General features: G+C 61.9%; 27 protein-coding genes. 12 read left to right on the top strand and 15 right to left on the bottom strand.

The features are described 5' to 3' along the window. Positions 1-7: 7 nt before the first annotated feature. The 4 genes from ACN9M3_RS15080 to ACN9M3_RS15065 are packed head-to-tail and all read left to right on the top strand — an operon-like array spanning position 8 to position 3,603. A complete protein-coding gene (locus ACN9M3_RS15080) occupies positions 8-658 on the top strand; it encodes an HD domain-containing protein (RefSeq protein WP_426323496.1) in 651 nt (216 codons plus the stop codon). Further along, a complete protein-coding gene (locus ACN9M3_RS15075) occupies positions 655-1,911 on the top strand; it encodes a TCR/Tet family MFS transporter (protein ID WP_426171877.1) in 1,257 nt (418 codons plus the stop codon). Before ACN9M3_RS15080 ends, ACN9M3_RS15075 begins: the two co-directional genes overlap by 4 nt. A gap of 7 nt (positions 1,912-1,918) precedes the next feature. Continuing rightward, entirely contained in the window at positions 1,919-2,743 is an 825-nt protein-coding gene (locus ACN9M3_RS15070; protein ID WP_426323494.1) for a substrate-binding periplasmic protein, read from the top strand. Further along, positions 2,743-3,603, top strand: a complete 861-nt coding sequence (locus tag ACN9M3_RS15065; RefSeq protein WP_426323492.1) for an EamA family transporter — start codon at positions 2,743-2,745, stop codon at positions 3,601-3,603. The genes ACN9M3_RS15070 and ACN9M3_RS15065 overlap by 1 nt, the downstream gene beginning before the upstream one ends. 166 nt (positions 3,604-3,769) lie before the next feature. On the opposite strand, the gene ACN9M3_RS15060 is transcribed toward ACN9M3_RS15065, so the two are convergent. The 6 genes from ACN9M3_RS15060 to ACN9M3_RS15035 form a co-directional block, all read right to left on the bottom strand. Continuing rightward, positions 3,770-4,069: a hypothetical protein gene (locus tag ACN9M3_RS15060; protein ID WP_426323490.1), complete on the bottom strand. Its 300-nt coding sequence runs from the start codon at positions 4,067-4,069 to the stop codon at positions 3,770-3,772. Between the two features lie 465 nt (positions 4,070-4,534). Further along, positions 4,535-5,497, bottom strand: a complete 963-nt coding sequence (locus ACN9M3_RS15055; RefSeq protein ID WP_426323488.1) for an MBL fold metallo-hydrolase — start codon at positions 5,495-5,497, stop codon at positions 4,535-4,537. A gap of 86 nt (positions 5,498-5,583) precedes the next feature. After that, entirely contained in the window at positions 5,584-6,069 is a 486-nt protein-coding gene (locus tag ACN9M3_RS15050; protein ID WP_426323486.1) for a hypothetical protein, read from the bottom strand. Positions 6,070-7,114: 1,045 nt separating this feature from the next. After that, positions 7,115-7,348, bottom strand: a complete 234-nt coding sequence (locus ACN9M3_RS15045) for a hypothetical protein (RefSeq protein ID WP_426171867.1) — start codon at positions 7,346-7,348, stop codon at positions 7,115-7,117. Between the two features lie 90 nt (positions 7,349-7,438). After that, positions 7,439-7,864, bottom strand: coding sequence for a GNAT family N-acetyltransferase (locus ACN9M3_RS15040; protein ID WP_426323484.1), 426 nt, complete (start codon positions 7,862-7,864; stop codon positions 7,439-7,441). Positions 7,865-7,892: 28 nt separating this feature from the next. Further along, positions 7,893-9,782 carry a CocE/NonD family hydrolase gene (locus ACN9M3_RS15035; RefSeq protein ID WP_426323482.1) on the bottom strand — a complete coding sequence of 630 codons (1,890 nt, stop codon included), beginning with the start codon at positions 9,780-9,782 and terminating at the stop codon, positions 7,893-7,895. A 133-nt stretch (positions 9,783-9,915) separates the two neighbouring features. On the opposite strand from ACN9M3_RS15035, the gene ACN9M3_RS15030 reads away from it, so the two are divergent. From ACN9M3_RS15030 to ACN9M3_RS15020, 3 genes are all read left to right on the top strand, one after another. After that, positions 9,916-10,329, top strand: a complete 414-nt coding sequence (locus ACN9M3_RS15030) for a YXWGXW repeat-containing protein (protein WP_426323480.1) — start codon at positions 9,916-9,918, stop codon at positions 10,327-10,329. 196 nt (positions 10,330-10,525) lie between these two features. Beyond that, positions 10,526-11,545 carry a tryptophan--tRNA ligase gene (gene trpS, locus ACN9M3_RS15025; protein ID WP_426323478.1) on the top strand — a complete coding sequence of 340 codons (1,020 nt, stop codon included), beginning with the start codon at positions 10,526-10,528 and terminating at the stop codon, positions 11,543-11,545. Beyond that, positions 11,545-11,847: a DUF1294 domain-containing protein gene (locus ACN9M3_RS15020; RefSeq protein WP_426323476.1), complete on the top strand. Its 303-nt coding sequence runs from the start codon at positions 11,545-11,547 to the stop codon at positions 11,845-11,847. The genes trpS and ACN9M3_RS15020 overlap by 1 nt, the downstream gene beginning before the upstream one ends. Here the strand turns inward: ACN9M3_RS15020 and ACN9M3_RS15015 are convergent. After that, on the bottom strand, positions 11,794-13,125 hold the full coding sequence (locus tag ACN9M3_RS15015; protein ID WP_426323474.1) for an erythromycin esterase family protein: 1,332 nt from the start codon (positions 13,123-13,125) through the stop codon (positions 11,794-11,796). The two genes, ACN9M3_RS15020 and ACN9M3_RS15015, sit on opposite strands and share 54 nt — an antisense overlap. A 61-nt stretch (positions 13,126-13,186) precedes the next feature. Here ACN9M3_RS15015 and ACN9M3_RS15010 point away from each other — a divergent pair, with 61 nt between their 5' ends. After that, positions 13,187-14,140: a DMT family transporter gene (locus ACN9M3_RS15010; protein ID WP_426323472.1), complete on the top strand. Its 954-nt coding sequence runs from the start codon at positions 13,187-13,189 to the stop codon at positions 14,138-14,140. Here the strand turns inward: ACN9M3_RS15010 and ACN9M3_RS15005 are convergent. From ACN9M3_RS15005 to ACN9M3_RS14985, 5 genes are all read right to left on the bottom strand, one after another. Next, positions 14,127-14,792, bottom strand: coding sequence for an FMN-binding negative transcriptional regulator (locus tag ACN9M3_RS15005; RefSeq protein WP_426323470.1), 666 nt, complete (start codon positions 14,790-14,792; stop codon positions 14,127-14,129). The two genes, ACN9M3_RS15010 and ACN9M3_RS15005, sit on opposite strands and share 14 nt — an antisense overlap. A 50-nt stretch (positions 14,793-14,842) precedes the next feature. Beyond that, entirely contained in the window at positions 14,843-15,457 is a 615-nt protein-coding gene (locus tag ACN9M3_RS15000; protein ID WP_426323468.1) for an LON peptidase substrate-binding domain-containing protein, read from the bottom strand. Between the two features lie 6 nt (positions 15,458-15,463). Beyond that, positions 15,464-16,750: an amidohydrolase family protein gene (locus ACN9M3_RS14995; protein ID WP_426323466.1), complete on the bottom strand. Its 1,287-nt coding sequence runs from the start codon at positions 16,748-16,750 to the stop codon at positions 15,464-15,466. A 61-nt stretch (positions 16,751-16,811) separates the two neighbouring features. Next, on the bottom strand, positions 16,812-17,105 hold the full coding sequence (locus tag ACN9M3_RS14990; RefSeq protein WP_426171848.1) for an H-NS family nucleoid-associated regulatory protein: 294 nt from the start codon (positions 17,103-17,105) through the stop codon (positions 16,812-16,814). A 192-nt stretch (positions 17,106-17,297) separates the two neighbouring features. Next, the gene (locus ACN9M3_RS14985) at positions 17,298-19,436 is read right to left on the bottom strand and encodes a TonB-dependent receptor plug domain-containing protein (protein WP_426323464.1); all 2,139 of its coding nucleotides are present in this window, start codon (positions 19,434-19,436) and stop codon (positions 17,298-17,300) included. Positions 19,437-19,529: 93 nt separating this feature from the next. Between ACN9M3_RS14985 and asd the strand changes: the two genes are divergently transcribed. Then, positions 19,530-20,381 (top strand): archaetidylserine decarboxylase, encoded by an 852-nt coding sequence (gene asd / locus ACN9M3_RS14980; RefSeq protein WP_426323462.1) that lies wholly within the window; start codon positions 19,530-19,532, stop codon positions 20,379-20,381. A 28-nt stretch (positions 20,382-20,409) separates the two neighbouring features. On the opposite strand, the gene ACN9M3_RS14975 is transcribed toward asd, so the two are convergent. The 3 genes from ACN9M3_RS14975 to ACN9M3_RS14965 all read right to left on the bottom strand — a co-directional run bounded on the left by ACN9M3_RS14975 (position 20,410) and on the right by ACN9M3_RS14965 (position 23,332). Next, the gene (locus tag ACN9M3_RS14975) at positions 20,410-21,816 is read right to left on the bottom strand and encodes a hypothetical protein (protein WP_426323460.1); all 1,407 of its coding nucleotides are present in this window, start codon (positions 21,814-21,816) and stop codon (positions 20,410-20,412) included. A gap of 92 nt (positions 21,817-21,908) precedes the next feature. Next, positions 21,909-22,364 carry a DUF1579 family protein gene (locus tag ACN9M3_RS14970; RefSeq protein ID WP_426323458.1) on the bottom strand — a complete coding sequence of 152 codons (456 nt, stop codon included), beginning with the start codon at positions 22,362-22,364 and terminating at the stop codon, positions 21,909-21,911. Between the two features lie 68 nt (positions 22,365-22,432). Then, positions 22,433-23,332, bottom strand: coding sequence for a LysR family transcriptional regulator (locus ACN9M3_RS14965; protein WP_426323456.1), 900 nt, complete (start codon positions 23,330-23,332; stop codon positions 22,433-22,435). 115 nt (positions 23,333-23,447) lie between these two features. On the opposite strand from ACN9M3_RS14965, the gene ACN9M3_RS14960 reads away from it, so the two are divergent. Genes ACN9M3_RS14960 through ACN9M3_RS14950 form a run of 3 tightly spaced genes read left to right on the top strand, consistent with a single transcriptional unit; the run spans position 23,448 to position 25,426 of the window. Next, positions 23,448-24,047: an FMN-dependent NADH-azoreductase gene (locus ACN9M3_RS14960; RefSeq protein WP_426323454.1), complete on the top strand. Its 600-nt coding sequence runs from the start codon at positions 23,448-23,450 to the stop codon at positions 24,045-24,047. An 18-nt stretch (positions 24,048-24,065) separates the two neighbouring features. Then, the gene (locus ACN9M3_RS14955; RefSeq protein WP_426323452.1) at positions 24,066-24,935 is read left to right on the top strand and encodes a pirin family protein; all 870 of its coding nucleotides are present in this window, start codon (positions 24,066-24,068) and stop codon (positions 24,933-24,935) included. A 14-nt stretch (positions 24,936-24,949) separates the two neighbouring features. Beyond that, a complete protein-coding gene (locus ACN9M3_RS14950) occupies positions 24,950-25,426 on the top strand; it encodes a hypothetical protein (RefSeq protein ID WP_426323450.1) in 477 nt (158 codons plus the stop codon). Position 25,427 lies beyond the last annotated feature (1 nt).

The following is a 25,427-nucleotide window of genomic DNA, read 5'->3' as shown; positions in this document are numbered from 1 at the left end:
AGGTTTTATGGATATCTCTCTGAGCACTTGGCAGCCGCGCCTGGTCGCGCTGGCCAGCGCAGCGGCGGGCGACGACGGCGCCCACGATACCAACCATTTGCACCGGGTGTGGCGCAACGCCAGCCTGTTGTTGGAACAGCATCCCGGCGCCGACCGCCTGGTCGTGATGGCCGCCTGCTACCTGCACGACTTGGTCAACCTGCCGAAGAACCACCCGGAACGCCACCTCGCCTCGCGCCAGGCTGCCGTGCTGGCGCGCGCCCAACTGGCCGAAGCCGGCTTTCCGGCCGAGCGCCTGGATGCGGTCGCCCACGCCATCGAAACCCACAGCTTTTCCGCCGCGCTGCAGCCGATCACGCTGGAAGCGCGCATCGTGCAGGATGCCGACCGGCTGGATGCGCTGGGCGCCGTCGGCCTCGCACGCATGTTCTACATTGCAGGCCGCATGGGCACCGCGCTGGCGCACCCGGACGATCCGCTCGCGCTGAACCGCGAGCGCAATGACAAGGCCTATTCGCTGGACCACATTGAGGTAAAGCTGGCCACCCTGCCCGGCACCATGCAGACCGCCGCCGGCCGCGCGCTGGGCGAACGGCGCCTGCAGGAGCTGCTGGCCTTTCGCGACAGCTTCGTCGCAGAATGGGCGGTGGCAGCATGAGCGAGCTTGCGCCAGACACCAGATCGAAAGGCAACCTGAACTTCGTCCTCGTCAGCATCTTCATCGACATGCTGGGCATCGGGATCATCGTGCCGGTGCTGCCGATCCTGGTCGGCCAGTATGTGCAGGACCGTGAACTGCACGCGCTGTGGTACGGCATCCTGGGCGCCACCTTCGGCCTGCTGCAGTTCATCTTCATGCCGATGCTGGGGGCGATCAGCGACCGGGTCGGCCGCCGTCCCGTGCTGCTGTATTCCATGGCCGGCATGGGCATCAACTTCCTGACCACCGCCTGGGCGCCCAACCTGGCCTGCCTTTTCATCGGCCGCGTGATCGGGGGCATGTCCTCGGCCAGCATGTCGGTCGCCTCCGCGTATGCTTCCGACATCTCCAGCCATGAAGACCGCGCCAAGAGCTTCGGCAAAATCGGCGCCACTTTCGGCCTGGGCTTCATCTGCGGGCCGATGCTGGGCGGCTTGCTGGGCGACGTCAACCTGCACCTGCCTTTCTACGTCGCAGCGGCGCTATCGTTCGCCAACTTCATCTACGGCTACTTCTTCGTGCCCGAATCGCTGCCGGAAGCACAGCGCACCAAATTCAAGCTGGTGTCGGTCAACCCGTTCAACTCGCTGGCCAAGCTGGCCCGGCGCCAGGATATCCGCGGCCTGGTCATCACGTTCGCCCTGGTGACCGGCGCGCAAATGATGCTGCAGTCGACCTGGGTGCTGTACACCCACTTCCGCTTCGGCTGGAGCCCGGCGGAGAACGGCGCTGCGCTGTTCTGCGTTGGCCTGACGGCAGCCGTGGTGCAGGCCGGCCTGCTCGGCGTCTTGATCCGCAAGTTCGGCGAGGTACGCCTGTCGCTGCTGGGCCTGACCTCGGGCGCCATCACCTACATGCTGTATGGCCTAGCCACGCACGGCTGGATGATGTATGTCTTCATCCTGTGCAACCTGCTGGCCTTCGCCGCCGGCCCGGCGCTGCAAGGCATCGTGTCCAAGGCGACGCCGGCCAACGAACAGGGCGAACTGATGGGCTCCCTGCAGTCGATCAGCAGCCTTGGTACGGTGATCATGCCTTTGCTGGGCGGCGCCATCCTCGGCACGGTCAGCCACCTGCCCCCGAGCGACTGGCGCATCGGCAGCACCTTCTTCCTGTGCGCGGCGATGCAGGCGGTCGGCATCTACGTCGCCCGGCGCTACTTCCGCCAACACCATATGGCCACGACGGCGACTTCGGAAACAGGCGCATAATCAGCCCATGACCGGACGCGCGCACAGCTTCTTCCGCCAGTTGCTCGCCGCCCTGCCGCTGGCGGCGGCGGCTTTGCCGTCCCATGCCGACTGCTCGCGCGACATCGTGGTGCCGGTATCGACCACCGGTGTCAGCGTCATCGTCAACAACGGGACATACAGCGGAATCTATCCGGAGATATTCCGCAGCCTTGGCCCGCGCGCAGGCTGCCACTTCGTTTTCAGCTCGGTCCCGCGCGCCCGGCAGGAACTGCTGTTCGAGTCCGGCAAGGCCGACCTGCTGGTGCCGGCCACCCGCACACCGGCGCGCGACGTCAGCGGCATCTTCGTGCCGATGGTGGGGCACCGCGCCGTACTGATTTCCCTGCAAAGCCCGCGGCCGCAAATTGCCAATGCCCAGGACTTGCTGGACCGGCGCGACCTGCGCGTGGCAATTGTCCGCGGCTACGACTATGGCGACGCCTACCAGGCCATCGTGCGCGAGCTGGCGCGCCAGGGCCGCCTGTTCACCGAAGTGGAGCCGAGCGCAGTCGCTCGCCTGCTATACGTTGGCGCGGTGGACCTCACGATCATGGGGCCGACCATCCTGGCCGGCGCCATCAACCGGGAAGCACGCGTGAACGGCATGCTGGACCGGCTGCGCATGGAGCCGATTCCCGAACTGCCATGGCAGCAGACCGGCGTCTACGTTTCCCGGTCTTCGCTGGACCCGGATGACCGCGCCCTGCTGCTCGAGCTGCTGGAACGCGCCGCCAAATCGAACGTGGTAATGGAAGGCTTCCAGCGCTACCACCGCCCGGAAATCCTCGCCGAAAGCGTGCGGCCCCGCTGATGGCGCCCTCGGTAGTCGCCATCGTCCTGTGCGGCGCGCTGCTGCACGCCGGCTGGAATGCGCTGGTCAAGAAAGGCCGCGATCCCTTCCTGAGCAGCGTGCTGGTGGCCAGCGGCGCCGCACTGATCTCGCTGCCGCTGCTGCCCTTCCTCGCACAACCCGCCGCCGCTAGCTGGCCTTACGCGCTGGCCTCCACGGTCATCCACTACGCTTACTACGGCTTGCTCGCGGCAGCCTACCGCCACGGCGACATGAGCCACGCGTATCCGCTGATGCGCGGCAGCGCCCCGCTGCTGGTCGCCATCGCCAGCGTGCCCCTGCTGGGCGAGCACCTTAGCACGCCCCAATGCGCCGCCGTAGCGTGCATCAGCGGCGGCATCTTCGGCCTTTGGTTCGCTACACGTCCCGCTGACGGCGACGGCGCAGATGCAGGTTCTCGCCGCCGCTCAAGCGCCTACGCCTTGCTGAATGCCCTGGTCATCGCCGCTTATACGCTGCTCGACGGCCTCGGCGCCCGCGCCTCCGCCGCTCCCGCAGCTTATGTGATGTGGCTGCACGTTCTGAGCGCCATCGGGCTGCTGGCCTGGTGCCTGTTCCGCTGTCCGCGTGAACTGCACGCCTACGCCTGGCAATTCTGGCATGTCGCCATCCTCGGCGGCGCCGGCACACTTGGGGCATACGGCCTGGCCTTGTGGGCAATGACGGTCGCCCCGCTCGCCGCCGTCGCAGCCCTGCGCGAAACTTCGATCCTGTTTGCCGCACTGATCGCCAAATTCTTCCTGTCCGAACGCATAGGCAGCAAGCGCGCCCTCGCCATTGCAGCCATCGCCGCCGGCGCCGTCCTGATGCGTCTGGCATAGATCGCGGCACCCGGCACAGGTACAGGTAAATCGACCTGGCTGCCTATGGCGTTTCCGCTGAAATGACGCGCTGTTTTCTGCTGTTTTCCGCTGTTTTCCGCTGCTTTTTCTGGAACTCTCTCTGCACGACCCGGTCCAAGACAAGAGCAGCGGAAAACAGCGCGTTTCAGCGCAAAACAGCGGAGGAAAACAGCATGAAAGACATAGCGACTCTGGCGTTACCCGCCGGTACCTTGTGCCGGCTATTGCAATATGTTGAAGCCAGTCCCGGCGAGGCGAGCGCCGGCGAACTGGCGGCATTAGCGATCGAGGAGTGCTTACCCGTGGCGAGCTGGGCAAAGGACCGGCCATCCGCCATCGCGGCTACCAGTGTAAAACCGTTTTCCTGCCAGAAGGCACTCAATTGCGTGCCTGGAACCGTACAAGCTTCGCATATGCCGAAGTCCTTGGGGATTCCATCATCCATCAAGGCGAACCAGTTTCGCCGCATGCTTTCATCTGCCGCTGCAAAGGCATTTCGCGCAGTGCCTGGGCAGAAGTGGCACTGCTATTTCCTCACGAAAACAACTGGAAGCGCGCCGATGCCTATCGCCGCGAACTGGAAAGGATGCCCGTCTTGCGAACCGCGCCTGCGCAAACGCTTGCACCGCCGCTGCCCGCGGAGACACCGGCTGGATTTTCGACCGTGCTGCCACCGACCACTGGGCCTGCACCGGCCAGGCGTCCACGCCTCCCCGAGTACCGCCCATCCCCACACAAGCCCGCCACCAGCCAGCTTCCACTGCCTCGACGGCTGCCGCCAGGGATATCCCCACACTGGACCGGCGCCAGCGATACCGCCGCCAGGAGGACGCTCCGCCCGACTAATTTCGCCCGGAAAGCCTGCGCCACTGGCCGGTGAGCTCGCACACCGGGAGTATCCATGATGGGCTCATCGAGCGGCTTCATTCGGATTGCCGCAATATTCAGCGCGCTTGGCGGGTATGCGCAATACCTGGTCAACATAGTACGCAAGCGCAGCTTCCGAATACTTGGGGTCCGGATGCATGGCCACGAAGGCCGCCCCCTTCTGCATCCAGATTGCGACGCAGCTAGCCGTAGGCTGACTGCTTCCGGCGCAAGCGGTGAATGCATCAAACGCGCTACGGTAATTGGAGAACGCGGCGTGATCCATCGGCAAGCCATGACCCGGCACCAAGGTCTGGAAATCAACTTTGTCGATCTCAGCAAGCGCCTGCCGCCAGCCTTCCGCACAGCCCGTATCAAAGAATGGCAACGGCACAACCACCAGGTCACCAACGAACACGGTCTTGCTGGCCGGATCATGGACCCAGACGTCGCCTTCGGTTGCCGCGTATTTGGCCAGATGCAGTTGCAGTTTGCGGTCGCCAACATTTATCGACATCGCTCCCTTGACTGGCTGGTCGGGGACCAGGTTGGCAGGATCGTTGATCGCGTTCAGGTACAGCCGCGTATCGGCCTTGCGCGGTTCGGGCACCGATGGATCTTCCAGCCTCGCTTTCGCCTTTTCGACATTCCGGATCAAGAAGCCTTGCAACGCCCCCTCGACAGCCGTACTTGCGTGAAGCTTCGCGCCAGGATAGGCAGAACGGAGGCGAGCATTGCCGGTCGCATGATCGAGGTGCCAGTGCGTGTTGATGATGGCCGTGATGGGTTTATTTCGCGCCTTTGCAACGGCGATGATCTTGTCGGTGTGCTCTGGATGACGGCCGGTATCGATCACCAGGATCTCCTTTGGGCCCTCGAACACAATCGAATTCCCATCCGGCTGCACATCTTCGGGCACCTTGCCTTCGATGAAGGTGTAAGGCGGCTCGGCCGCGCTAACGGCAGCATACGCAAACGCCGTAAGAAAGAGCAGTGAAGACTTCAATTGTATTTCTCCCGGTCGTCGATAAGAGTTATGACTTAAGCGGCAGTTAGCGACAGCGAACAGTTTGGTTCTTCTCCCTCGACAAGCTATTTCCCGAAGATGGCGTCGTAACGTTTCTGGTCCCATGCATTGGCAAGGTGGCTGGATTTTGAAACCGCCTTTGAGTATCCAAATTTTTCTGACGCAGCTGCGAAGGCAATGGGAACTCCGCTGCGTAGCAACGCTACTGCCTCGCCGCTAGAGGACCATTTAAATGTGAACTCCTGTTCACGCGGATTTCGAATGAGCGCTTGAGAGCTCGCGACGTCTCTTGGAAGCGGAGGCACTTCGCCGGTCTGCCCAATGACGTTCCAATCCACTTCTGGAGCTGGCGGGACGCGGGAGTAAGCAACGGCATCTTTCTCCGGCCGCTGCGTACCTGGTTTTGTTAAGTAAAGATAGGCAACCGTCTCATTATCTTCGAAGATCGCGAACCTCTTCGAGACCGGATGATGCGAATGAATGAAGATATCCTTGGCAAGCGCAATCGAAGACCAGAGAAGCAGTACGAGAAATGGCAGTATGCGTAGCAATTAAAAGGTCCCTATGTGCATATCAGTGTCGTCGTTTGGCTTGCCCGCCGACAATAAACGCGGCCAAGAGCTGCCCGCGAGGCATTATGCGGTCCCCTCTTTCGAGTACAGATGGAAAGCATTACTGGGCGAGTTTGCGGTCGCAAACTCCCTCGCTTCGCGAAGCGCCTTTACCAGCGCCGGGCGTACCCGCGAAGATTTTAGCCTACCGGGAAGGCGGCTTAACCAATGTTGATTAGGTCCTGCTCCGACACCGCGGGACCTCGAAAGCTGGCGAGTAGTTGGCAAAGCGGTCATCGAAAGAACCTCTATGTAATGGTCGATTTGGGCTTGGGAACTAAACCACAGATCGAATACATCGAACTCCACATGCAGCATGGCGAAGCCCTTATGCGGCACCTCCCTCGGTGCCGAAGGAATAAATGTTCCAGGGTCATCAGCGGCCGGCACGTGCACCCAGTATGCTCCCGGAGCACTGCGCCAATCCGCTTCAAAGGTGAAATGAAATCTGTAACTCATTTTTGTGATTTCCAGCGATGACAATGGGCGGACCGCCGGAGCGATGGGTCATGCAACATTGCAGCTCCAGACTTCGGTACCGATAGGAACATTTTCTTTTAATACTCCCGATAGAATGCAAACCCACTGCGCTGCCACAGCCGGTGGTGGCGGAGGCGACTGGAAAACGTGTCGTAGTGTCGCATGCGCGTGCAGGACTGATCCATCTGGAAGGCGGAGTTCGACAGGAATATTGGCCCCGCCCGCCACTTCTGTTCTCGATGGACCTGGGACGACGATCAGACCTAGTCCGGCAACTTGAAACAGGTCCTCGACCTTCGTGAGACGTCGCATAATCATTCAACTATAGTAGCTAATAAGACTTGACCTGAAAGTACGCATGGGACGGTCTGCAACTTCTTCTCCTTCGAAGCGACCCAAAGTGCCGGTCAGCCGCAATACGTCGCAACAGACCGGTAAACGGTGGGGTTAGGCCACCAGCGCAGGCCTTCCCGGCCGCAATTCAGAAGCATGTAGCGGGAACCGCTTAACGAATTGCTTCCTCAGTGATTCGGGAGTGCGCATCGGTGACGTGCACTCCATAAGTCTCGATGTCATCCAGGCATTCGTTCGCATCAACACCCGGTGTATGCTCGCCCTTGCGAAGCTCGATGGTCCTGAATTCCGACCATGGCGCATACTTCCGTGGCAGGTTTTCACCCGATGGTTGTGCGGTAAAGCCGAAGATGCGGCCGGGACCTCTGAAGATATGTACTTGCATATGTTGCTCCATTTTGTGTGATTCGGCAGTTAGCTGTGTGCAGCATTTGAACGAACCTCCTTTCTAGAGTTCATAAAATATGAGTACATCTCACTCTGTATAGCCGTCTGCGGCCGCCTTCTGAGGGTCCGCAAATATCGCCATGGCCGTGTTCATGCGGCGAAATCCGAACTTTTCATAGAATGGCTCTTTCCCAGGAACGGCATACAGGATGATCTTTCGGTGGCCCCGGGACAGGTCGACCAGTCTTTGTATGAGCTCCTTCCCGAGCCCCGAACCCTGGTAAGCCGGGTGAACCACAATGTCGCAGAGATAGGAGCAATCGACGCCGTCGGCAACAGCGCTCCCCGCGGCGACGATTCGTTCGCCGTCGAACGCAATGCACTTGAACATGCTGTTCGAATAACCGGTCTTCAGCCACTCGCCGCTCTTGATGCCAAGAGGTGCGATGCGATACAGCTCCGACATTTCTTCCCAGTCGAGCTTTTCGGTCGAGTCAGTCCAGCGAAATTCCATCAACGCTCCTATCGGGCATGTACGAGATTCATTGCTTACCCACCACCGGCAACTCTACCGAGCTGCCATGGAACACGCGCTGCGTCGCCTTCTTGTAGTCGCCCGGCGCAGCGAGGAAGATGTTCGGCACGAAGGTCTGCGGATTACGGTCATATAGCGGGAACCAGCTTGACTGCACCTGGATCATCAAGCGATGTCCCGGCTGCACGACGTGGTTCACCGGCGGCAGTGCGAAGTTGAACTGCACCGGCTTGTTCGACGGGATAGCCGACGGCTTCTCGAAGCTGTCGCGATAGCGCCCGCGCAGGATATCCATCGACAGCGGCAGCTGGTAGCCCCCCAGTTTGGGCTGCGACGGCACCTCGTCGGGGTATACGTCGATCACCTTGACCACCCAGTCCGCGTCGCTGCCCGAGGTCGACGCCAGCAAGTGCACCTGAGGCGCGCCGGACAGCACCAGCGGCTCTTTCAAGGGTTCCGACACATAGCTCAACACGTCGGTACGGTCGCTGACGAAGCGCTGGTCCTGCACCAGCCAGGGCTTCCACACGTTTTCATCGCCCATGCGTACAGGACGCGGCACGAAAGGCACCGGCTTGGCCGGATCGGCCACATACTCGTCGAAGCCCTTGGCATTGCCCGCCAGCGACCAAGACAGCTTGAAGCCATCCTGCAGATAGAGCGCCTTTGCCGCCGACGCGCAGCCCGACGCGCACGACGCCGGCCATTGCGCCAGTCGCTGCCACTGGTTGCTGCCGGTCTGGTAGCTCAGTACCGGTGGCGTGTCCGCGGCTGGCGCGCCGTCAACCAGGTATTGCTTCAGGAACGGCACCATCACATCGCGCCGGAATTCCAGCGCCGTATCGCCGGTGAACTGCAAGGCGCCCAGCGAGGAGCCGTCGTAATTGACGCCGCTGTGACGCCATGGCCCGACCGCGAGGAAATTCAGCTTATTGTCCTTGTCCTGCTTTTCCAGCGCTGCATAAGTCGCGTAAGTGCCGTAGATATCTTCCTGGTCCCACTGCCCTACTACATGCATGGTCGGCACGGATAAAGGACGCTTGGCCAGGATGCGGTCCAGCGCCTGCTCCTGCCAGAAGCTGTCGTAAGCGGGATGCTCGAACAGCTTCCTGGTGAAATTGAGCTGGTCCAGCCCATATTTGCGCGCCAGGCCAGCCACCGAACCGCCGCGCAGCACCACGTCGTAATCGTCATAAGCCCCGGTCGCCAGCGGCTCGCCGCGGCCCTTCACCGTATTCTGGCTGGCGATGTAGTCCAGCGTATTGACGCGGAAGGCGCCATTGTGGAACCAGTCGTCGCCGCGCCAGCCGTCCACCATCGCGCTCATTGGCACCGCCGCTTTCAGCGCCGGATGCGGCTCGGTCAGCGCCATCAGGACGGTAAAGCCTTCATACGAAGAACCGATCATGCCTACCTTGCCGTTCGTTTCCGGCACGTTTTTCACCAGCCAGTCGATGGTGTCCCAGGCATCGGTGCCATGATCGGTCTGGCTGGTATTCAACGGGCCGCGCACGGGGCGGTTCATCACGTAATCGCCCTCGGAGCCGTATTTGCCGCGCACGTCCTGGAACACGCGGATGAAATCGCGCCCGAATACTTCGTCGCCCTGCGGCAGCGAGGACTGCATATAGGGGCTGACATTGCGACGCGCGCGGCCATCAGCGTTGTAGGGCGTACGGGTCAGGATGATCGGCGCCTTGCTGGCGCCCTTCGGCACCACGATCACGGTATGCAGGCGCACGCCATCGCGCATCGGGATCATCACCACGCGTTTGACGTAATCCGCCTGCTCTTGCGGCGCCTCGAAGCCGGACACGATATCCGGCGCCATTGGCGAGGTTTGCGCGCCTGCATGGGAGGCCAGCAGCAAGGAAATAAGGGTGAGGCAAGAACGCATGGGAACTCCGGTGGGGCATGAACTTCGCAATATTACTAGAAAATCAATGCTGATATGAAAGCTAGTGCGCGCACATACGGCCGCGGCAGTCCCAGCAACAATGGCCACTATGATGAAATGGAAGGAGCCAATCATGAAAAAATTGCTCATTGCCACCCTTCTGGCAAGTTCCCTGGGCGGCGGCCTGGCCCTGGCGCCAACTGCCAGCGCCGATGTGGTCGTGGTACGTGTTGCTCCGCCGCCACCACGCGATGAAGTCGTTCCCCCGGCCCGCGCCGGCTTTGTCTGGACGCCGGGCTATTGGCGCTGGAACGGCCACCGCCACGTCTGGGTCAACGGCAAATACGTGCGCGCCCGCCACGGCTATTACTGGCGCGAACCGGCCTGGGCCCAGATGGACAATGGTCGCTGGCGCATGGAGCGCGGCCGCTGGGAGCGCGGCGACCGTGACCGTGACGGCATCCCCAACCGCTACGACCGCGATCGCGACAACGACGGCGTCCCTAACCGGGTGGACGAGCGCCCCAACAACCCCAACCGCTATTAAGCGGGCTTGACAGGGCCGCGCTGAACTGTAACCATTGCGGGATGAAATTTATCCAATCACATCTGTTTTCCCGCAATTGGTGGCGCCGCTGACATAGCGCGGCCACTGTAAAGTGATGTGATTTTAATATCAGCGCCGCCTCTGACCAGGTGGCGTTTTTCTTGGCGCAATCGGTAGGGGCAAGAGAAAGAACCCTATGAGCCAGCCAGCATCCAATTCCAAACCCATCATCCTGACCGGCGACCGTCCGACCGGGCCCTTGCACCTCGGCCACTTTGTCGGCAGCCTGCGCAACCGCGTTTCCTACCAGGACGACTACCAGCAATTCATCATGCTGGCCGACTCGCAGGCGCTGACCGACAATATGGAAGACACCAACAAGGTGCACCGTAATGTGGTGGAAGTGGCGCTGGACTACATGGCTTGCGGCATCGACCCGGCCAAGTCGACCATCCTGATCCAGTCGCAAATCCCGGAGCTGGCCGAACTGACTTTCTATTACCTGAACATGGTCACCGTCGCGCGCCTGGAGCGCAACCCGACCGTGAAGCAGGAAATCGTGCTGCGCGGCTTTGAACGCGACATTCCGGCCGGCTTCCTGACCTACCCTGCTTCGCAAGCTGCCGACATCTCCGCCTTCAAGGCAACCATCGTGCCGGTCGGCGAAGACCAGATCCCGATGATCGAGCAGACCAACGAGATCGTGCGCAAGTTCAACCGCCTGGCCAACAAGGACATCCTGGTCGAGTGCAAGGCCGTGGTGCCGGAAGTGGGCCGCCTGCCTGGCATCGACGGCAAGGCAAAAATGTCCAAGTCGCTGGGCAACGTGATCAACCTGGGCGCCAGCGCCGCCGAAATCACGGCTGCAGTGAAAATGGTCTACACCGACCCGCTGCACCTGAAAGTGTCGGACCCTGGCCACCTGGAGGGCAACGTCGCCTTCATCTACCTCGATGCCTTCGACACCGACAAGGCCAGCCTGCAGGAGATGAAGGACCACTACGTGCGCGGCGGCCTGGGCGACTCCGTCGTCAAGAAGCGCCTGGAAGCCGTGCTGCAGGACATGCTGGCCCCGATCCGCGCCCGCCGCGAAGAACTGGCCAAGGACAAGGGCTACATCATGCAGGTGCTGAAGGAAGGCACCATGCGCGCGCGCGAAGTTGCCGCCCGCACCACCGATGAAGTCAAGGCCGCACTGGGCCTGAACTACTTCTGATGCTGTGCATCGCCGCGCTGTATGCCATCGCCAGCGCGGCCTGCTTCATCGCCTATGCGCTCGACAAGTCGGCCGCCCGCCGTGGCCGCCGGCGCACGCCCGAGCGCACGCTGCTCTTGCTTGTCCTGGCCGGCGGCTGGCCCGGCGCTCTCGCGGCGCAGCAGCTGCTGCGCCACAAGTCTTCCAAAACCTCATTCCTGCTCAAGTTCTGGCTCACGGTCATCGCGAACCTGGCAACCCTGGTCGCGCTACAAGCCGGATGGGTAAGTCTCGGCCGGTTCCTCGTGGCGCCACAGAGCTGAACGCTCCAGCGGCCTGAGTGCCGTGGTACGGTCGATGTGGATCAACGCATCGAACTGATGCTCCGCGTCCGCCCGGAAGTAGTGGCTCATGCGCTCGGTATCCGGCCGGTAGATCACTCCGATCGCCCTTTCCAGCAAGCGACCGCCTGCCCGCGCCAAGGCGCTGTTGCGCCCGCGCAGCGGCAACAGGAAGGCCGGCATGCCCACCTCGTGCAGCACGCGTTCCACGCTGTCGGGCCTGGACGGCACGATGGATTTCAGCTCGGCCGGGCCATCCCAGTCGCTGGCCGCCGTCACGCTGCCCGCATGCGTGGTAAAGCCAAGCAGGAAGCTGTCCTGCGGCCGGTAACGCTCGCGGACCAGTTGCCCCAGGTTCAACTGGCCATGCCTGCCCATTTCGGTGTGGCGCGCGTCGCCCAGGTGCGAGTTATGCGCCCACACCACGACGCGTGCCGGCCGGCCGATGCTCTGGCCCAGGTGCTCGCGCAGTGCCTGCAGGGTTTCCGCCATGTGCGAATCGCGCACATTCCACGATTCGTCGCGGCCCTTGAACATGGCGCGGTAATACACCTCCGCATTGCGGGTCACGCGCGCGTTCTGCTGGGCGTAGAAGAATTCATCCGGCACCGTGCCGGTGCGCAGGTGTTCGTTGGCCGTGCGGTTCATGTCGACCAGCTGGCGCAGCACTTCGGCCTCGCAATCGGGCTTCATGCCAAAGCTGGTGGCGTAGCCGTAGCGCTGCGGGTCTTCCGCGAAGTGGTCGATGCAGCCGTAACGCTGGCGCGCGCGGGCCGCCGCTTCCGGGTCGGCCTGGTCGAGGTAGTCGATCACCGCATGCATCGATTGCTGCAGGCTGTACAAGTCCAGGCCATAGAAACCGCAACGGCGCGCCGGACTGGCGACGTGGTGGTTGTGCACCCGCAGCCAGTTCACCAGCTCCACGATTTCATGGTTGCGCCACATCCATTGTGGAAAGCGCTTGAATCCTGACAGCGCCTGGTCGGCGCTCATGTCGTCGCCGCCATGCTGCACGTAGCGGCTGACGCGCAAGGCGTCCGGCCAGTCGGCTTCGACCGCGATGGCGTCGAAACCCTTGTCGACGATCAGACGTTTGCTGATGTCGGCGCGCAGGCGGTAGAACTCCTGGGTGCCGTGGGTGGCTTCGCCCAGCAGCACCAGCGAAGCGTCGCCGATGCAGTCGAGCAGGTAGTCCAGGTCCTCCGCTGTTTCCAATGGCCGCGCCTCGCGCTGCAACGCGGCGATCAACGTCTTGTCCATGATTCAGCAAGATATCGCAAGCTGTGCGACACTGTCGCAGGTTTAAATTGGGAAATATTGCATGTGGACTGGTGTGGTGTGCGGCCTGCTGGCAGGCGCGATGTGGGGCATGGTGTTCATCGTGCCGGAGTTGCTGGCGGCCTTTACGCCGCTCGAGATGGCGGTCGGCCGCTACCTCGCTTATGGCGCCATCGCCCTGGTCCTGATGCTGCCACGCCTGCGCAACCTGGTCGGCCGCCTGGAGCGCGATGATTATTTCGCACTGCTGCGGCACGCCCTGGCCGGCAACCTGGTGTATTACATGTTCCTTGCGCTGGGCGTCAAACTGGCGGGGGTGGCGCCGACTTCCCTGATCATTGGCGTTCTGCCGATCGCCGTGACCTTGATGGGGCGCAACGACCATGGCGCGGTGCCGTTGCGCCAGCTGGCCATGCCGTTGCTGGTGACGGCGGCCGGCATTGCCTGCATCAATATCGACGTGTTCCAGCACGCCGCCGCTGCCGGCGCCTCCATGCTGAATACGGTGATCGGAGTCGCCTGTGCGACCGGCGCTTTGCTGTGCTGGAGCTGGTACACGCTGGATAACGCACGCTACCTGAAACGCTATCCGCATTACAGCAGCGCGGAGTGGTCGGCACTGTACGGCCTGTCGACCGGGCTGATTGCACTGGTGGTGGGCGCGATGGCGTTCGCGGTCTTCCATGGCGACGTCACTGGCGCCGCAGGTGCGGCCTCGGGACGCGATTGGACGCTGTTCTGGATCTGCAATAGCCTGCTGGCCCTCGGCGCCTCGGTGATCGGCAACCATTTGTGGAACGTCGCCAGCCGCCGGGTGCCGATTACCCTGTCCGGCCAGTTGATCCTGTTCGAGACCCTGTTTGCGCTGATGTATGGCTTTATCTACAAGCAGCAGTTCCCGCGCCCATTGGAAGTCGCCGCCATTGTGCTGCTGATTGCCGGCGTGACGTGGTCGATGCACGTCCACGCCCGGGAAGAAGAACTCAGTCCTGCCTGAAGCCAGGCGCGATGCGCTCCGCCACCAGCGCGGCCATCGCCGCCGCCCCCTCGCCGGCCGCTGCGGCGCGCGAATTCAGGCCCGCGACGACGCCTTCGGCATCCGCCTTGCCGCGGTTCTGGCTGACCTTCCATTTTCCCTCGATGGACGCAATGGGAATCTCGATGCCGATAATCGCCTTCAGCAAGCCTTCAATGAAATCGAGCGGCGCATCGTCCACTTCCCAGGGCTCCGGCAGGGCGCCCTCCTGCAGGGCAGTCAAGGCACGCAGCTGCTGGCCGAGCCACGCCGCATCCTCAACGACGCGAGCCCTTCCCCGCACCTGCACCATCGCGTAATTCCAGGTCGGCACCACCTTGTGCGACGTCGCCTTGGAGGCGTACCAGGTAGGGCTGATATATGCTTCCGGTCCCTGGAACACTACCAGGCACTCGCCGCCGGCGGCCAGCGCCTTCCATGCAGGATTGGCGCGCGCAATATGCGCCCGCAGCACGCCCAGCCCCGGCTCGCCCTCATCGGGATAAAGCGCAAACGGCACCAGGTCGGCCGTCGGCGCAGCGCCAGGAATAAGCAGCATCCCAAGCGGATACGCCCGGATCAGCCCATGTTTGACCTCAAGTCGGTCTTCAGCGAAAGCAGCAGGAAGGTACATGCGCCCAGTGTAGCGCGGGGCGCCGGAACGCGCATAGAGCCAGCGATGGCCTAATTCAGCAGGCCATGTTCAACCATCACGTCCTGCACCAGCTCCAGCCGCAGGACCGGGTTCTCCTGCGCCAGCAAGAGCTGCTTCTGCGCCAGCGACAGGCGCAGCAGCTCGCACCAGCGGTTGGCCACCCAGCCCGCCTCCTGCAGGCGATAAGGCGCCTGCATCGGCATCCGCCCCGCCGGAATGCCCCGCTCCTGCAAGGTCTGGATCAGGATGCCAAGGCTGTCCGCCACATCCTGCTGCTCGGAAGGCACCGGCACCGACATGTCATCGTCGATCGGCGCCACATCCGCCATCCACAGGCCGTGCTTCAGCTGTTCGGCGGCGACAATGCGGAAGCGCTGCCGCCCGCTGCAGCGCAACTGCATCAGGCCCGGCAAGATCGCCTTCCATTCCCCGATATGCGCCATGGTGCCCACCGCGCACAGGGCCTCGTGCTGGTCCGGCTTGCGCACCTCATCGCCCTGCACCAGCGCCACGACGCCGAAATCTTCCTTATGTTCAATGCAACGCTTCACCATGTCGAGGTAGCGCACCTCGAAGATTTGCAACGGCAGGTACCCATCCGGATAAAGCACCGTATGCAAGGGGAATAAGGGAATCGCGGACATACTTCATCATCGCACGTTTCGATAGACAATGCCGCCTTTCATCACAAAGGCAACACGGTACAGGGCCGTGATATCGGCCGTCGGATCGCCCTCCACTGCCACCAGGTCCGCCAGGTAGCCCGGCTTTACCTGGCCCAGCGAGCCAGCACGGTCCAGCACCCCGGCATTGACCACGGTCGCTGCCCGCAACGCTTCGGTCGGCGTCATGCCCAGCCTGACCAGCCATTCGGCCTCGCGCGCGCTGCCGCCGTGGGCAAATACGCCCACGTCGCTCCCCAGGCCAATCGTCACGCCCGCCTTGCGCGCCAGCTGGAACGCCCGCGCGGCGGCCTGCATGGAAGGCGTAGGCGTTCCGCCCCGCACATGCTTCTGGAAGTACTCGCTGGTCGCTTCCGGCGCAGCCAGGGTCGGGAAATAGGCAACCTTGCGTTCCGCCATCAGCCTGAAGGTGGCCTCACTGCCGCCATAGCCATGCTCGATAGTGTCCACGCCGGCCAGCACTGCACGGCGCATTCCCTCATCCGTGGCCGCATGGGCCGCCACGCGCCGCCCCGAACCATGAGCCGCCGCCACCAGCGCATCCAGTTCCTGCTGGCTGAAAGTGGCGTGCGCCGAGCCATCCGGACCGGTGCGGTAATCGGCGTACACCTTGATCCAGTCGGCGCCGCGTGCGGATTGCTCGCGCACCGCCTTCACCACTTCATCAACGCCGGTTGCCTCCTGCGCGCCGACCGGCAGCACCATGTCGGGCCGGTAGGACCTGGCGTTCGGGCCATAGCTGCTGCTGGCCACGATCGCCAGCGTGGCCACGAATAGCCGCGGGCCGGGCAGCATGCCCTCCTCGATCGCCCGCTTGAGCGACACGTCGGCATAGCCCGCGCCTTCCGAACCGAGATCGCGCAAGGTGGTGAAACCGGATTGGAGCTGCGCTTGCACGTGGCGCGCAGCCAGCAGCACGCGATACGCTTCCGGCTCCTTCAGCACCTGGTCGTCCCAGCTGGTCTCGTTATACGGATGCAGCAGCACATGCGAATGCAGGTCCATCAGGCCTGGCAGCAGGGTCTTGCCCGGCAAGTCGACGCGCTCGGCGCCGGCGGGAATCGTCATGCCGGCCGTCGGGCCGGCTGCCGCCACCTTGCCATCGGCCACCAGCACCGACCAGCCGCTGCGAGCCGCTCCCTCGCCCGTCCAGACGCGCTCGGGCGTCAGCAGCACGGGCCCTGCCGCCATCACGGATGAGGCAAAGGAAAGCAGGAAAGCGGCCAGCAGCGGCCGCAAAGCTAAGCTCGACATATTCTCTCCGTATAAAAAGAAAAGGGGCGGATATTAATCCGCCCCTCTCGCCGCGATCGGCTTATTTAATCAGGAAGTCTTCCTTCTTCTTGCCTTCCAGCCATTTCGGCGCACGGCCGCGGCCGGTCCACTGGGAACCCGATACCGGGTCCTGGTATTTCATTGGCACGCGTGCACGCGGCTTGACAGGCTTATTGCTCTTGGCCGCTGGACCGAGATCAGCCGGAGACAGGTCATATTCCCGCATGATGGACCAGATCTGTTCTTTCGCCTTTTGCACTTCTGCTTTGCGCGCATCAGCGGCCAGATTTTGCAGTTCGGCAATTTTTGCCTGGTATTCTTGGTAAGTGGTCATCTTTCTTTACCCTAAGTGTATGAAAAATCAAAGTGTGACAATGTGTGAGATTTCTTCCCTGCAATGTACCATAGTTACGATGATTTTATCCACATAATTTAACCATATTAAAAAAAAAGCGCCACACATTTGACAGGCGGCGCTCTTTTATTTCATTTCTATTAAATTCCGGTATAAGCCAGGCATTTACTTTCAGAAGCGGGTCTCCAGCTGCAGGCGTATATTACGCACGCCGAAACTGGTCTGCTCCGAGGACAGCGATCCATTATCGGTAATGTAGATATTCTTCGACCGGTAATCCTGTTTCAGCAGATTCCAGGCGGAGAAACGCAACTGCGTCTTGCTATCGAGTTTCCAGGCCAGGTAAGCATCCAGTTGGCGCGTTACTGTTGCCCAGCTATATCGGTTTTCTTCAATGCGCACGGCGCCATTGGTACGCAGGTTGAAACTGCCGCCCATGCTCCAGGCGCCGTCGGGCGTCTTGTAATCGAGGCCGAAAATGGCTGTCAGCGGCACTTGCTGGTCCAGCGTGTTGTGCGGCCCCGGCACCGAATCGACGCGCGACCAGTTGCGGCTGACGCTGGCGCGAACGTCGAGCGCGGGCGCCTTGTCCATGACTGCCTTCATCGGGAATTTCAGTTCCACGTCCACGCTGCGCACGTCGGCACGGCCGTTATTCGTCATCGCGGAAACCCAGCGGCCCGTCTCATCGAGCAAGACGCGGCGGCGGGTGAAATTGTTGATGCGGCGGGCGGCAGCGGCCACGCTGAACAACGCCCCCTCGCTCCAGTAATGCTCGTAAGAGGCATCGATGCCCGTCGCCAGCTCCGGTTTCAGGTTCGGATTGCCGATCCAATCGGTATCGATCTGGCTGTTGTTCGTGGAGGTAAAGCGGCGCCCGGAAAGGTTCGACGCTTGCGGCGCCTTGTACGTGCGGGTCAGCGCGGCGCGCAACTGGTCCTTGCCGTTGGGGAGCTTGTACAAGGTTTGCGCCAGCGGGCTCCATACGCTGCTGCGATTGCTGACCGGGTCGAAGCCGGCGCCAGAGCTTTGCGTATGTATGCCTTCCCAGCGCAAGCCGGCATAGACCGACCAGGCCTTGCTGATGTTCCACTCGTCCTGCACATAGGCGGCAGCGCGGCGCAGAGAAGCCTGATAGCCCTCGTCCTTGTCGTCGCGCAGGCCATCGGGGCTGAACAGGTCGCGCTGGTTGCGCCAGTCGTCGCGGTCGGTGTAGCCCACCTCCCAGCCTGCGGCCAAGGCATGTTCGGCCCCGATCGGCGTGGAATATTTGCCGGTACTGCTGATGCCCCATTCGCGCACGCCGCTGAAGACGTCATGCTGCAGCTTGGGCGCACCGCCATGTGCATCGGACTCGAACCAGCTGCCGTTGCTGCGCATGCGGTGGCCCCCGATCTTGGCGTCCAGCTTGGCCCCCTCGCCGAACTTGTGCACCCAGTTCAGGTCCGTGCGCGCGAACAGGCTCTTGTTTTCATTCTTGATCCGCACGGCGTCGAAGAATGGCGCCGCGCCCGCATCGACGTCGTAGTCGCGGTCAATCGCGCTCTTGAAGACATTACGGTTGATGAAGGACTGTGAAGTCAGCGTGTCGCCATTCTCCAGGTTCCAGTTCAGGCGCGGCGACAGTTCCAGGCCGCGCGCATGGCCGCGGTCATGCGTCAGCATGCGGCGATCCAGCAGCGGCGTGCCCGCCAGGTCGATCAGTTCTTCATGGCTAAGGCCATTGCGGTCGAATTCGTAGCGGCCGCCGCCCAGGTTGATTGAATAGGAAAAATTGCCGTCCTTGTCCGACAGGACCAGGTTTCCGTTCGGGTTGGTCGCTTCCTTGCTGCGGCTGACGCCGAACTTGAACTCACGCTGCGCCGATTTGACCGCCTTCTTCAGTACGATATTGATGGTGCCCGCGATCGACTGGGTGCTGAACTCCGCGCTGGCGGCGCGAATCACTTCGATGCGCTCGATGCTGTCCGGCGCCAGCGTCTCGATATTGAAGCCAGGCGGCACGCGCTCGCCATTCAGCAGGATTTGCGTATAGCCGCTGCCAAGGCCGCGCATGCGAATATCGCGTCCGCCGGCGCCGACCGACACGCCCGGCACCCGCTTCAGCGCATCCCCGATCGAGGTGTCGCCATAGCGTTTCAGCTCATCGCTGCTGACGATGATCTTGCTGGCTGTGTCGTCCTTGCGCGGATTGTAGGCTTCGGCCGCGCCCTTGATTTCGACTTTCTGGACAGGTTCCTGCTTCTGTTCCTCCGCCATGGCCTGGGTAGCGGCGAGAATGGCGGCTGCTGCGAGTGACAGGCGACTCATTATTGCAAAAAAGGTAAATAATTCTTGGCCGAAACTGTACCCTATGGTGCAGGCGGTAGCAAGGATATAATTCGGGATCTTCAAATCATTGGAATGCCGACCGTGTCCCGACTTGCCGTATTGCCGCAATACCTGCTCCCGAAAAGCGCCCTGACCAACTTCGCCGGCCGCGTAGCAGGCGCCAAAGGCGGCGACAAAACCACCCGACTGATTCGCTGGTTCGTGGGCAAGTACGACGTCAACATGGACGAAGCGGCCAATCCGGATATCGCCAGCTACCACAGCTTCAATGAATTCTTCACCCGCGCGCTGAAGCCGGGCGTGCGCCCGCTGGCCAAGGCCGATTTCGTCTGCCCGGTCGACGGCCGCATCTCCCAGTTCGGCGCCATTGAAGGCGACCAGATTTTCCAGGCCAAGGGTCACAAGTTCAGCACCACGGCCCTGGTCGGCGGCGATGCCTCGCTCGCCAAGCATTTCGAGCACGGCAGCTTTGCCAACCTCTACCTCAGCCCGCGCGACTACCACCGCATCCACATGCCGTGCGACGGCAAGCTGAAACGCATGATCTATGTGCCGGGCGAACTGTTCTCGGTCAACCCGACCACCGCCCGCGGCGTGCCGGGGCTGTTCGCGCGCAATGAACGCGTGGTGTGCGAGTTCGAAACGGCCTTCGGCCCGTTCGTGATGGTGCTGGTGGGCGCGACCATCGTCGGCAGCATGGCCACTGTCTGGCACGGCCTGGTCAATCCGCCGCGCCTGCCCAAGGTCACCGAATGGACTTATGCCGACCAGAACATCGTGCTGAAAAAAGGCGAAGAAATGGGCCGCTTCCTGCTGGGCTCCACTGTTGTCATGCTGTTCCCGAAAGACACCCTGCACTTCAACCAGCACTGGCAGCCTGCCGGCCCGGTTCGCCTGGGCGAGCTGATGGCCAATCTCAAGTAATCCAAGTGGCGCTTGATGCGCCACAAATTTACGGCCGCATAGCAGCGGCTTGCCTGATCGAACGTGCCAGAGATTCCAGTGTCTCCAGGTCGCGCTCGAATTCTGCGAAGTCCTTATGCCGCGCGAGACGCTCCTTGAGCCGCTCCAGTCGAGACAACAACCTGTCCTCGGGAGACTCGTCGCGCAAGCTGACTTCTGCAACCGCATGTTGCACCTTCTTTTGTTGGCTCTCGAAAGCCGTTGACAGTCCGGCCTGGTAGCGACGCGGAGATGCACGTAAAGTGCTGCGCAGCACCTTCAAGTCCGCGACACCCTTCAAGACCTTTGCCAGATCCGAACTCGCCGGAAACACATGCAGCCCGGACTCTGGGGACCAGAGCACATAACGCAGCTCCTGGCGGAACTGCCGATCCGGATCAATATATTGGGGCACCTCTGCCTTGTGGCGCGCAAACTGAATCTGAACGGTTCCGGCTTGAGCGTCAGCGCCCAGGATGGTAAGGCGCAGCGGGCTGGCGCCAAACAGGTAAAGGCTTTCCGGGCCTCCAAAAGTTTGGGCAAGCCCAGGCGTCACAGGCAATTGCCCCACCAATAGGCTTTCAAGGGGACCGTCAAGCGGCGTCCGATGCACGAGCAACCACCCCAAGGGCAAGGGAGGAGTGCCGCGGTCCCATTTGGAGTGATGACTACGGTATTCGACCAGGTAGCGGTCGCCGTCATCCAGGTAGCAACACACAGCTATCCCGCCTTCGGTATGCGTCACTCCATCCAGGACGCGAATAGTAGCAACACTGCCAGTCAATCCTGTAACACTTCCCGATGCCTGGACCCCGTTCTGCTCCAGGGTAATCCAACCCGTCGCCAACAACGTCGGCAGGCACATGCCGGGCCCGCATCGGGTATGGGGAGCGTCAGCTCCTTGCCCAGGATCTTCCAGGCTGGCGTCATGGAAGGAGAACTTTGAATCGTCGCCTCCCATGACGCAGAAGCGGTCACCGTTGGCATCCGGACCTTCCGGTCTTTCAAGAGAGGTGCCAGTGGCGCCGAACAGTATCGCAACCTCGCGCGCGACAAGGGATGGGCAGACGTCGCGTGCGCCAATAATTGAGGTCTGTAATTCAACGACAGTTGAGCCGCCGCGCACGTCACCATCGTCGACCACATAGATAAAATGCTGGTATCCGCTCAAGTCCACGTGCCGGACTGCAGCAAGCAGTCCGTTGACGGCGCCGTTGCGGAATTCCTGGAGCTCGCTCCACTGCTGGAAAGTGAGGGGCAGCCAATCGAATACCGTGAATTCCAGGTTCTGCTTGCCACCGGAATGGTCATCAAAATACTCGATGACCGGCGCGCAGGCGCGCTGCAGCCAGGCACTGGTGAGCGCCGTATCGCGCGCACCGCCAGGCAAGGTTACGGGAATCATCGCCAGCTTCATCTTGGCCTCCTGTGTAAAGAAGATGAACTGGCATGGTGGCACCTGGTCTACGGGACGACTTGATCCACATCAAAAGCGCGCGCCAACTTACCTTAGCCGCTGGTCCGCGAGTAGCGCCCCGTCATTACAGCGACCCAGTTGGCGCCCCCGTCAAACGAGCTTTCCAGTACCAACTCATACGAAACGGGGCCGGAAGGTCGGTAGGTGTGGCGCGTCTGCCCACGCGACGAGCTACGCTCGAATCGCAATGCCTCGCCATCCCATTGGCCTGGCGCGGGCGCAGCAGGAATGAATCCCATGCTGTCGAACCAGTGGAGACTCAAGGCAGAAGATTGCTGGTCGTACGCGATCACGGCATGCGCCTTGAACCATGGTTTGCCATCACGCTCGGCGCTGTAATCTTGGATCAGCATACGGCCATCAAAATCCAGCCGCGCCGAAATCGACGCGTTTGCCGTGCCCCCTGCCCCCCATCTGGACGGTGCAATGTCTTCCTCACCTACCCAATCGCCGGCAAACAGCTCCAATAGATTCTTTAGTTCATTCATGGATACTCCCTGATCCCGAGAGAAAACAATTCATCGCATCTGAGCACTTGAGGCCACGATTTCTACACTTAACTCTCCTTAAAGTTGGTCTCGAGCATATCAAGGAATGCGCGAGTCTTGGCGGGCATCAGGCGGCGGCCGGGGAATACCGCCCAGCCTGTGACGGGCGCAAAGCACCAGTCGGGCAGCACGCGCACCAGTTCGCCGCGCGCCACCAGCGGGGCTGCGAATTGCGTGGTGCAGGTGGCAATGCCCATGCCGGTGGCAGCCATGCGTGTCAGCAGCTCCGGCGAGTTTGCCATCAGCCGCACCGGCAGGTCGCGCTCCCAGGTGGTCTTGCCGCGCGAGAGCGGCCAGCGCACCAGGCCATTTGGCATGCGCCGCAGGCTTAGCAATTCGTGCTTGAACAGGTCGTCCGGATGCTCCGGCAGGCCGTGCACCACCGTATAGGAAGGCGCAGCGTACAGGCCCCAGGTCGATATCAGCACCTTGCGTGCCGCCAGCGTGGCATCGTCAGGCAAGGCGCCCATGCGGATCGCGATGTCGAAATTTTCCGCCACCAGGTCCACGCGGCGCGGCGACAGGTCCAGTTCCAGGGTAATTGCCGGGTGCTTGGCCATGAAGGCCGGCAGCATCCGCGCTAGGTGGACGTTGGCAAAGTCCGCCGGCATTGACACCCGCAGCAAGCCGCTGGGCGCCTGCTGGCGATGCTGGGCCAGGGCGCCGGCGGCTTCGGTCTCCTCCGCGACCCGGCGCGCGTGTTCCAGCAGGCTGGCGCCGAATTCGGTCAACACCAGCTTGCGGGTGGTCCGCGTCAACAGCCGTTCGCCCAGCGTGGCCTCGAGCTGGGTCAGGCGGCGGGAAACCGTCGATTTGGGCAATTGCAGCCGTTCGGAAACCTGGCTCAGGCTGCCAAATTCCACGATTCGGGCAAATAACAGCAGGTCGCTGGGGTCGATATCGCTCATGATTGTTCCACTGATGGCACGATGTTATCCATTTTAACGGCTTCTGGATCATATTTGGAACCACTATAGTTACTCCATCGCAGCAACAAACCAAATACTCGAAAGGAAGCAAACCATGAACATCCTGCAAATCAACTCCAGCGCAAAAAGCTCCGGTTCCGAATCCACCCGCGTAGCGACCAATATCGTCAACAAACTGCTGGCGACCAACCCTGGCGCCACCGTGGAAGTGCGCGACCTGGCAGCCAACCCGCACCCTGTGCTGGACGAGCCAACCCTGCAGGCCCTGTTCACCCCAGCCGACAAACGCACTCCGGAACAAGCCGCCCGCGTCGCCCTGGATGACGCCCTGATCGCCCAGGTGCAACGTGCCGACGCTATCGTGATCGGCGCTCCGATGTACAACTTTGGCATCACCGTGCAGCTCAAATCGTGGTTCGACGCGATTGCCCGTGCCGGCGTTACCTTCAAGTACAGCGAGAACGGCCCGGTCGGCCTGCTGCAAGGTAAAAAAGTCTATGTCGCCACCTCGCGCGGCGGCATGCACAAAGATGCGCCGACTGACACCCAGTTCCCGCACCTGAAGATGTTCCTGGCTTTTATCGGCCTGACTGACGTGGAATATGTGTTCATCGAAGGCCAGGCCTACGGCGCGGAAGTGGCCGGCCAACAGCAAGCCGCTGCCGATGCCCGCGTTGCAGAACTGCTGGCTTAACCAACAAAGGAAAAGAAAATGGACAACATCGCACAAACCCGCACAGTGGAACGGATTATCCGCGGCCAGGCCGTGATGGATGGCGCTGGCGTGAAAATCAACCGCGTGTTGACCCAGCCACTGCAGCGTCGCCTGGACCCGTTCCTGATGCTGGACAATTTCGGTTCGGAGCAAGCCAACGATTACATCGCCGGCTTCCCCGACCACCCCCACCGCGGCTTTGAAACGGTCACCTATATGCTGACCGGCCGCATGCGGCACCGCGACAGCGCCGGCAATGAAGGTTTGCTGGCCAGTGGCGGCGTCCAGTGGATGACCGCCGGGCGTGGCGTGATCCACTCCGAAATGCCGGAACAGGCCGAAGGCTTGATGGAAGGATTCCAGCTGTGGCTTAACCTGCCTGCCAAGGACAAGATGCAGCAGCCCTGGTACAAGGACTTCGAAGCCGGTGAAATCCCGGTGGCGAAGACTGAAAACGGCGCCACGGTGCGCATCATCGCCGGCGAAAGCCAGGGCGTGAAAGGCGCCGTGCAACGCGAAGTGACGGAACCGCTGTATATCGACGTGGAATTGCCGGCCGGCGAAGCATTCAGCCAGGCGATCCGCGCAGGCCATAACGCCTTTATCTACACCTACCGCGGCGAGGTGACGGTGGATGGCAAGGCGGTTCCTGCGCAGAGCATGGCGATCCTGGCCAATAATGCAGGCGCCGATGGCGTGACCATCACGGCTGGCCCGGACAGTCGCTTCATCCTGTTGTCGGGCAAGCCGCTGAATGAGCCGATCGTGCAGTACGGCCCCTTCGTGATGAACTCGCAGGCGGAGATTTTCCAGGCCGTCGAAGATTTCCGCGCCGGCCGTCTCGGCGAGGAAGCGCACGCAGTGTAAGCAGTGGCGGTACAATGGCCGCCATGAGCTCCGCCATCCTTGATTGGTTGAAGAAGCTGAGCCACGCGCTCGGCTTCGACACCGCCGACTCCTTCCCGCCCGGCCACCAGTACGCCCGTACACGGTGGGCGGGCGCGTATTTCGACATCCCCTCCGACACCAAGGCCGACGACATCGAACGCCGCATATGCGAAGCGATCGCCAATACGCCCCTGGTGTTTGCCCATATCGAAAACCCGACGCCACGCATGCAGCGCGTGCTGGTCGAGGTGATCGAGCGCCGCCTGCGCCAGAACCACGAGCGCGAAGCGGCGCAACTCGCCGCGCTGTTGATATGCGCTTACGGCAGCCCCCATATCAGCGAAGCGGTGCCGGGCATGCGCCGCGCCATCGAAGCGACCGAAGGCTACGAAGCCCCTGCCCGCGTCCGTGCGCTGTTTGCCTTCCTGACGGACGCCCAGAACGACAACGTCATCGAGATGCGCAGCTAGC

The organism is Pseudoduganella sp. R-43, from assembly GCF_049913255.1.
In the GTDB taxonomy this organism is placed as follows: Bacteria; Pseudomonadota; Gammaproteobacteria; order Burkholderiales; family Burkholderiaceae_D; genus Rugamonas.
The sequence above is the reverse complement of the archived record's forward strand: the minus strand, read 5'-3'. Positions and strand labels throughout refer to the sequence as shown.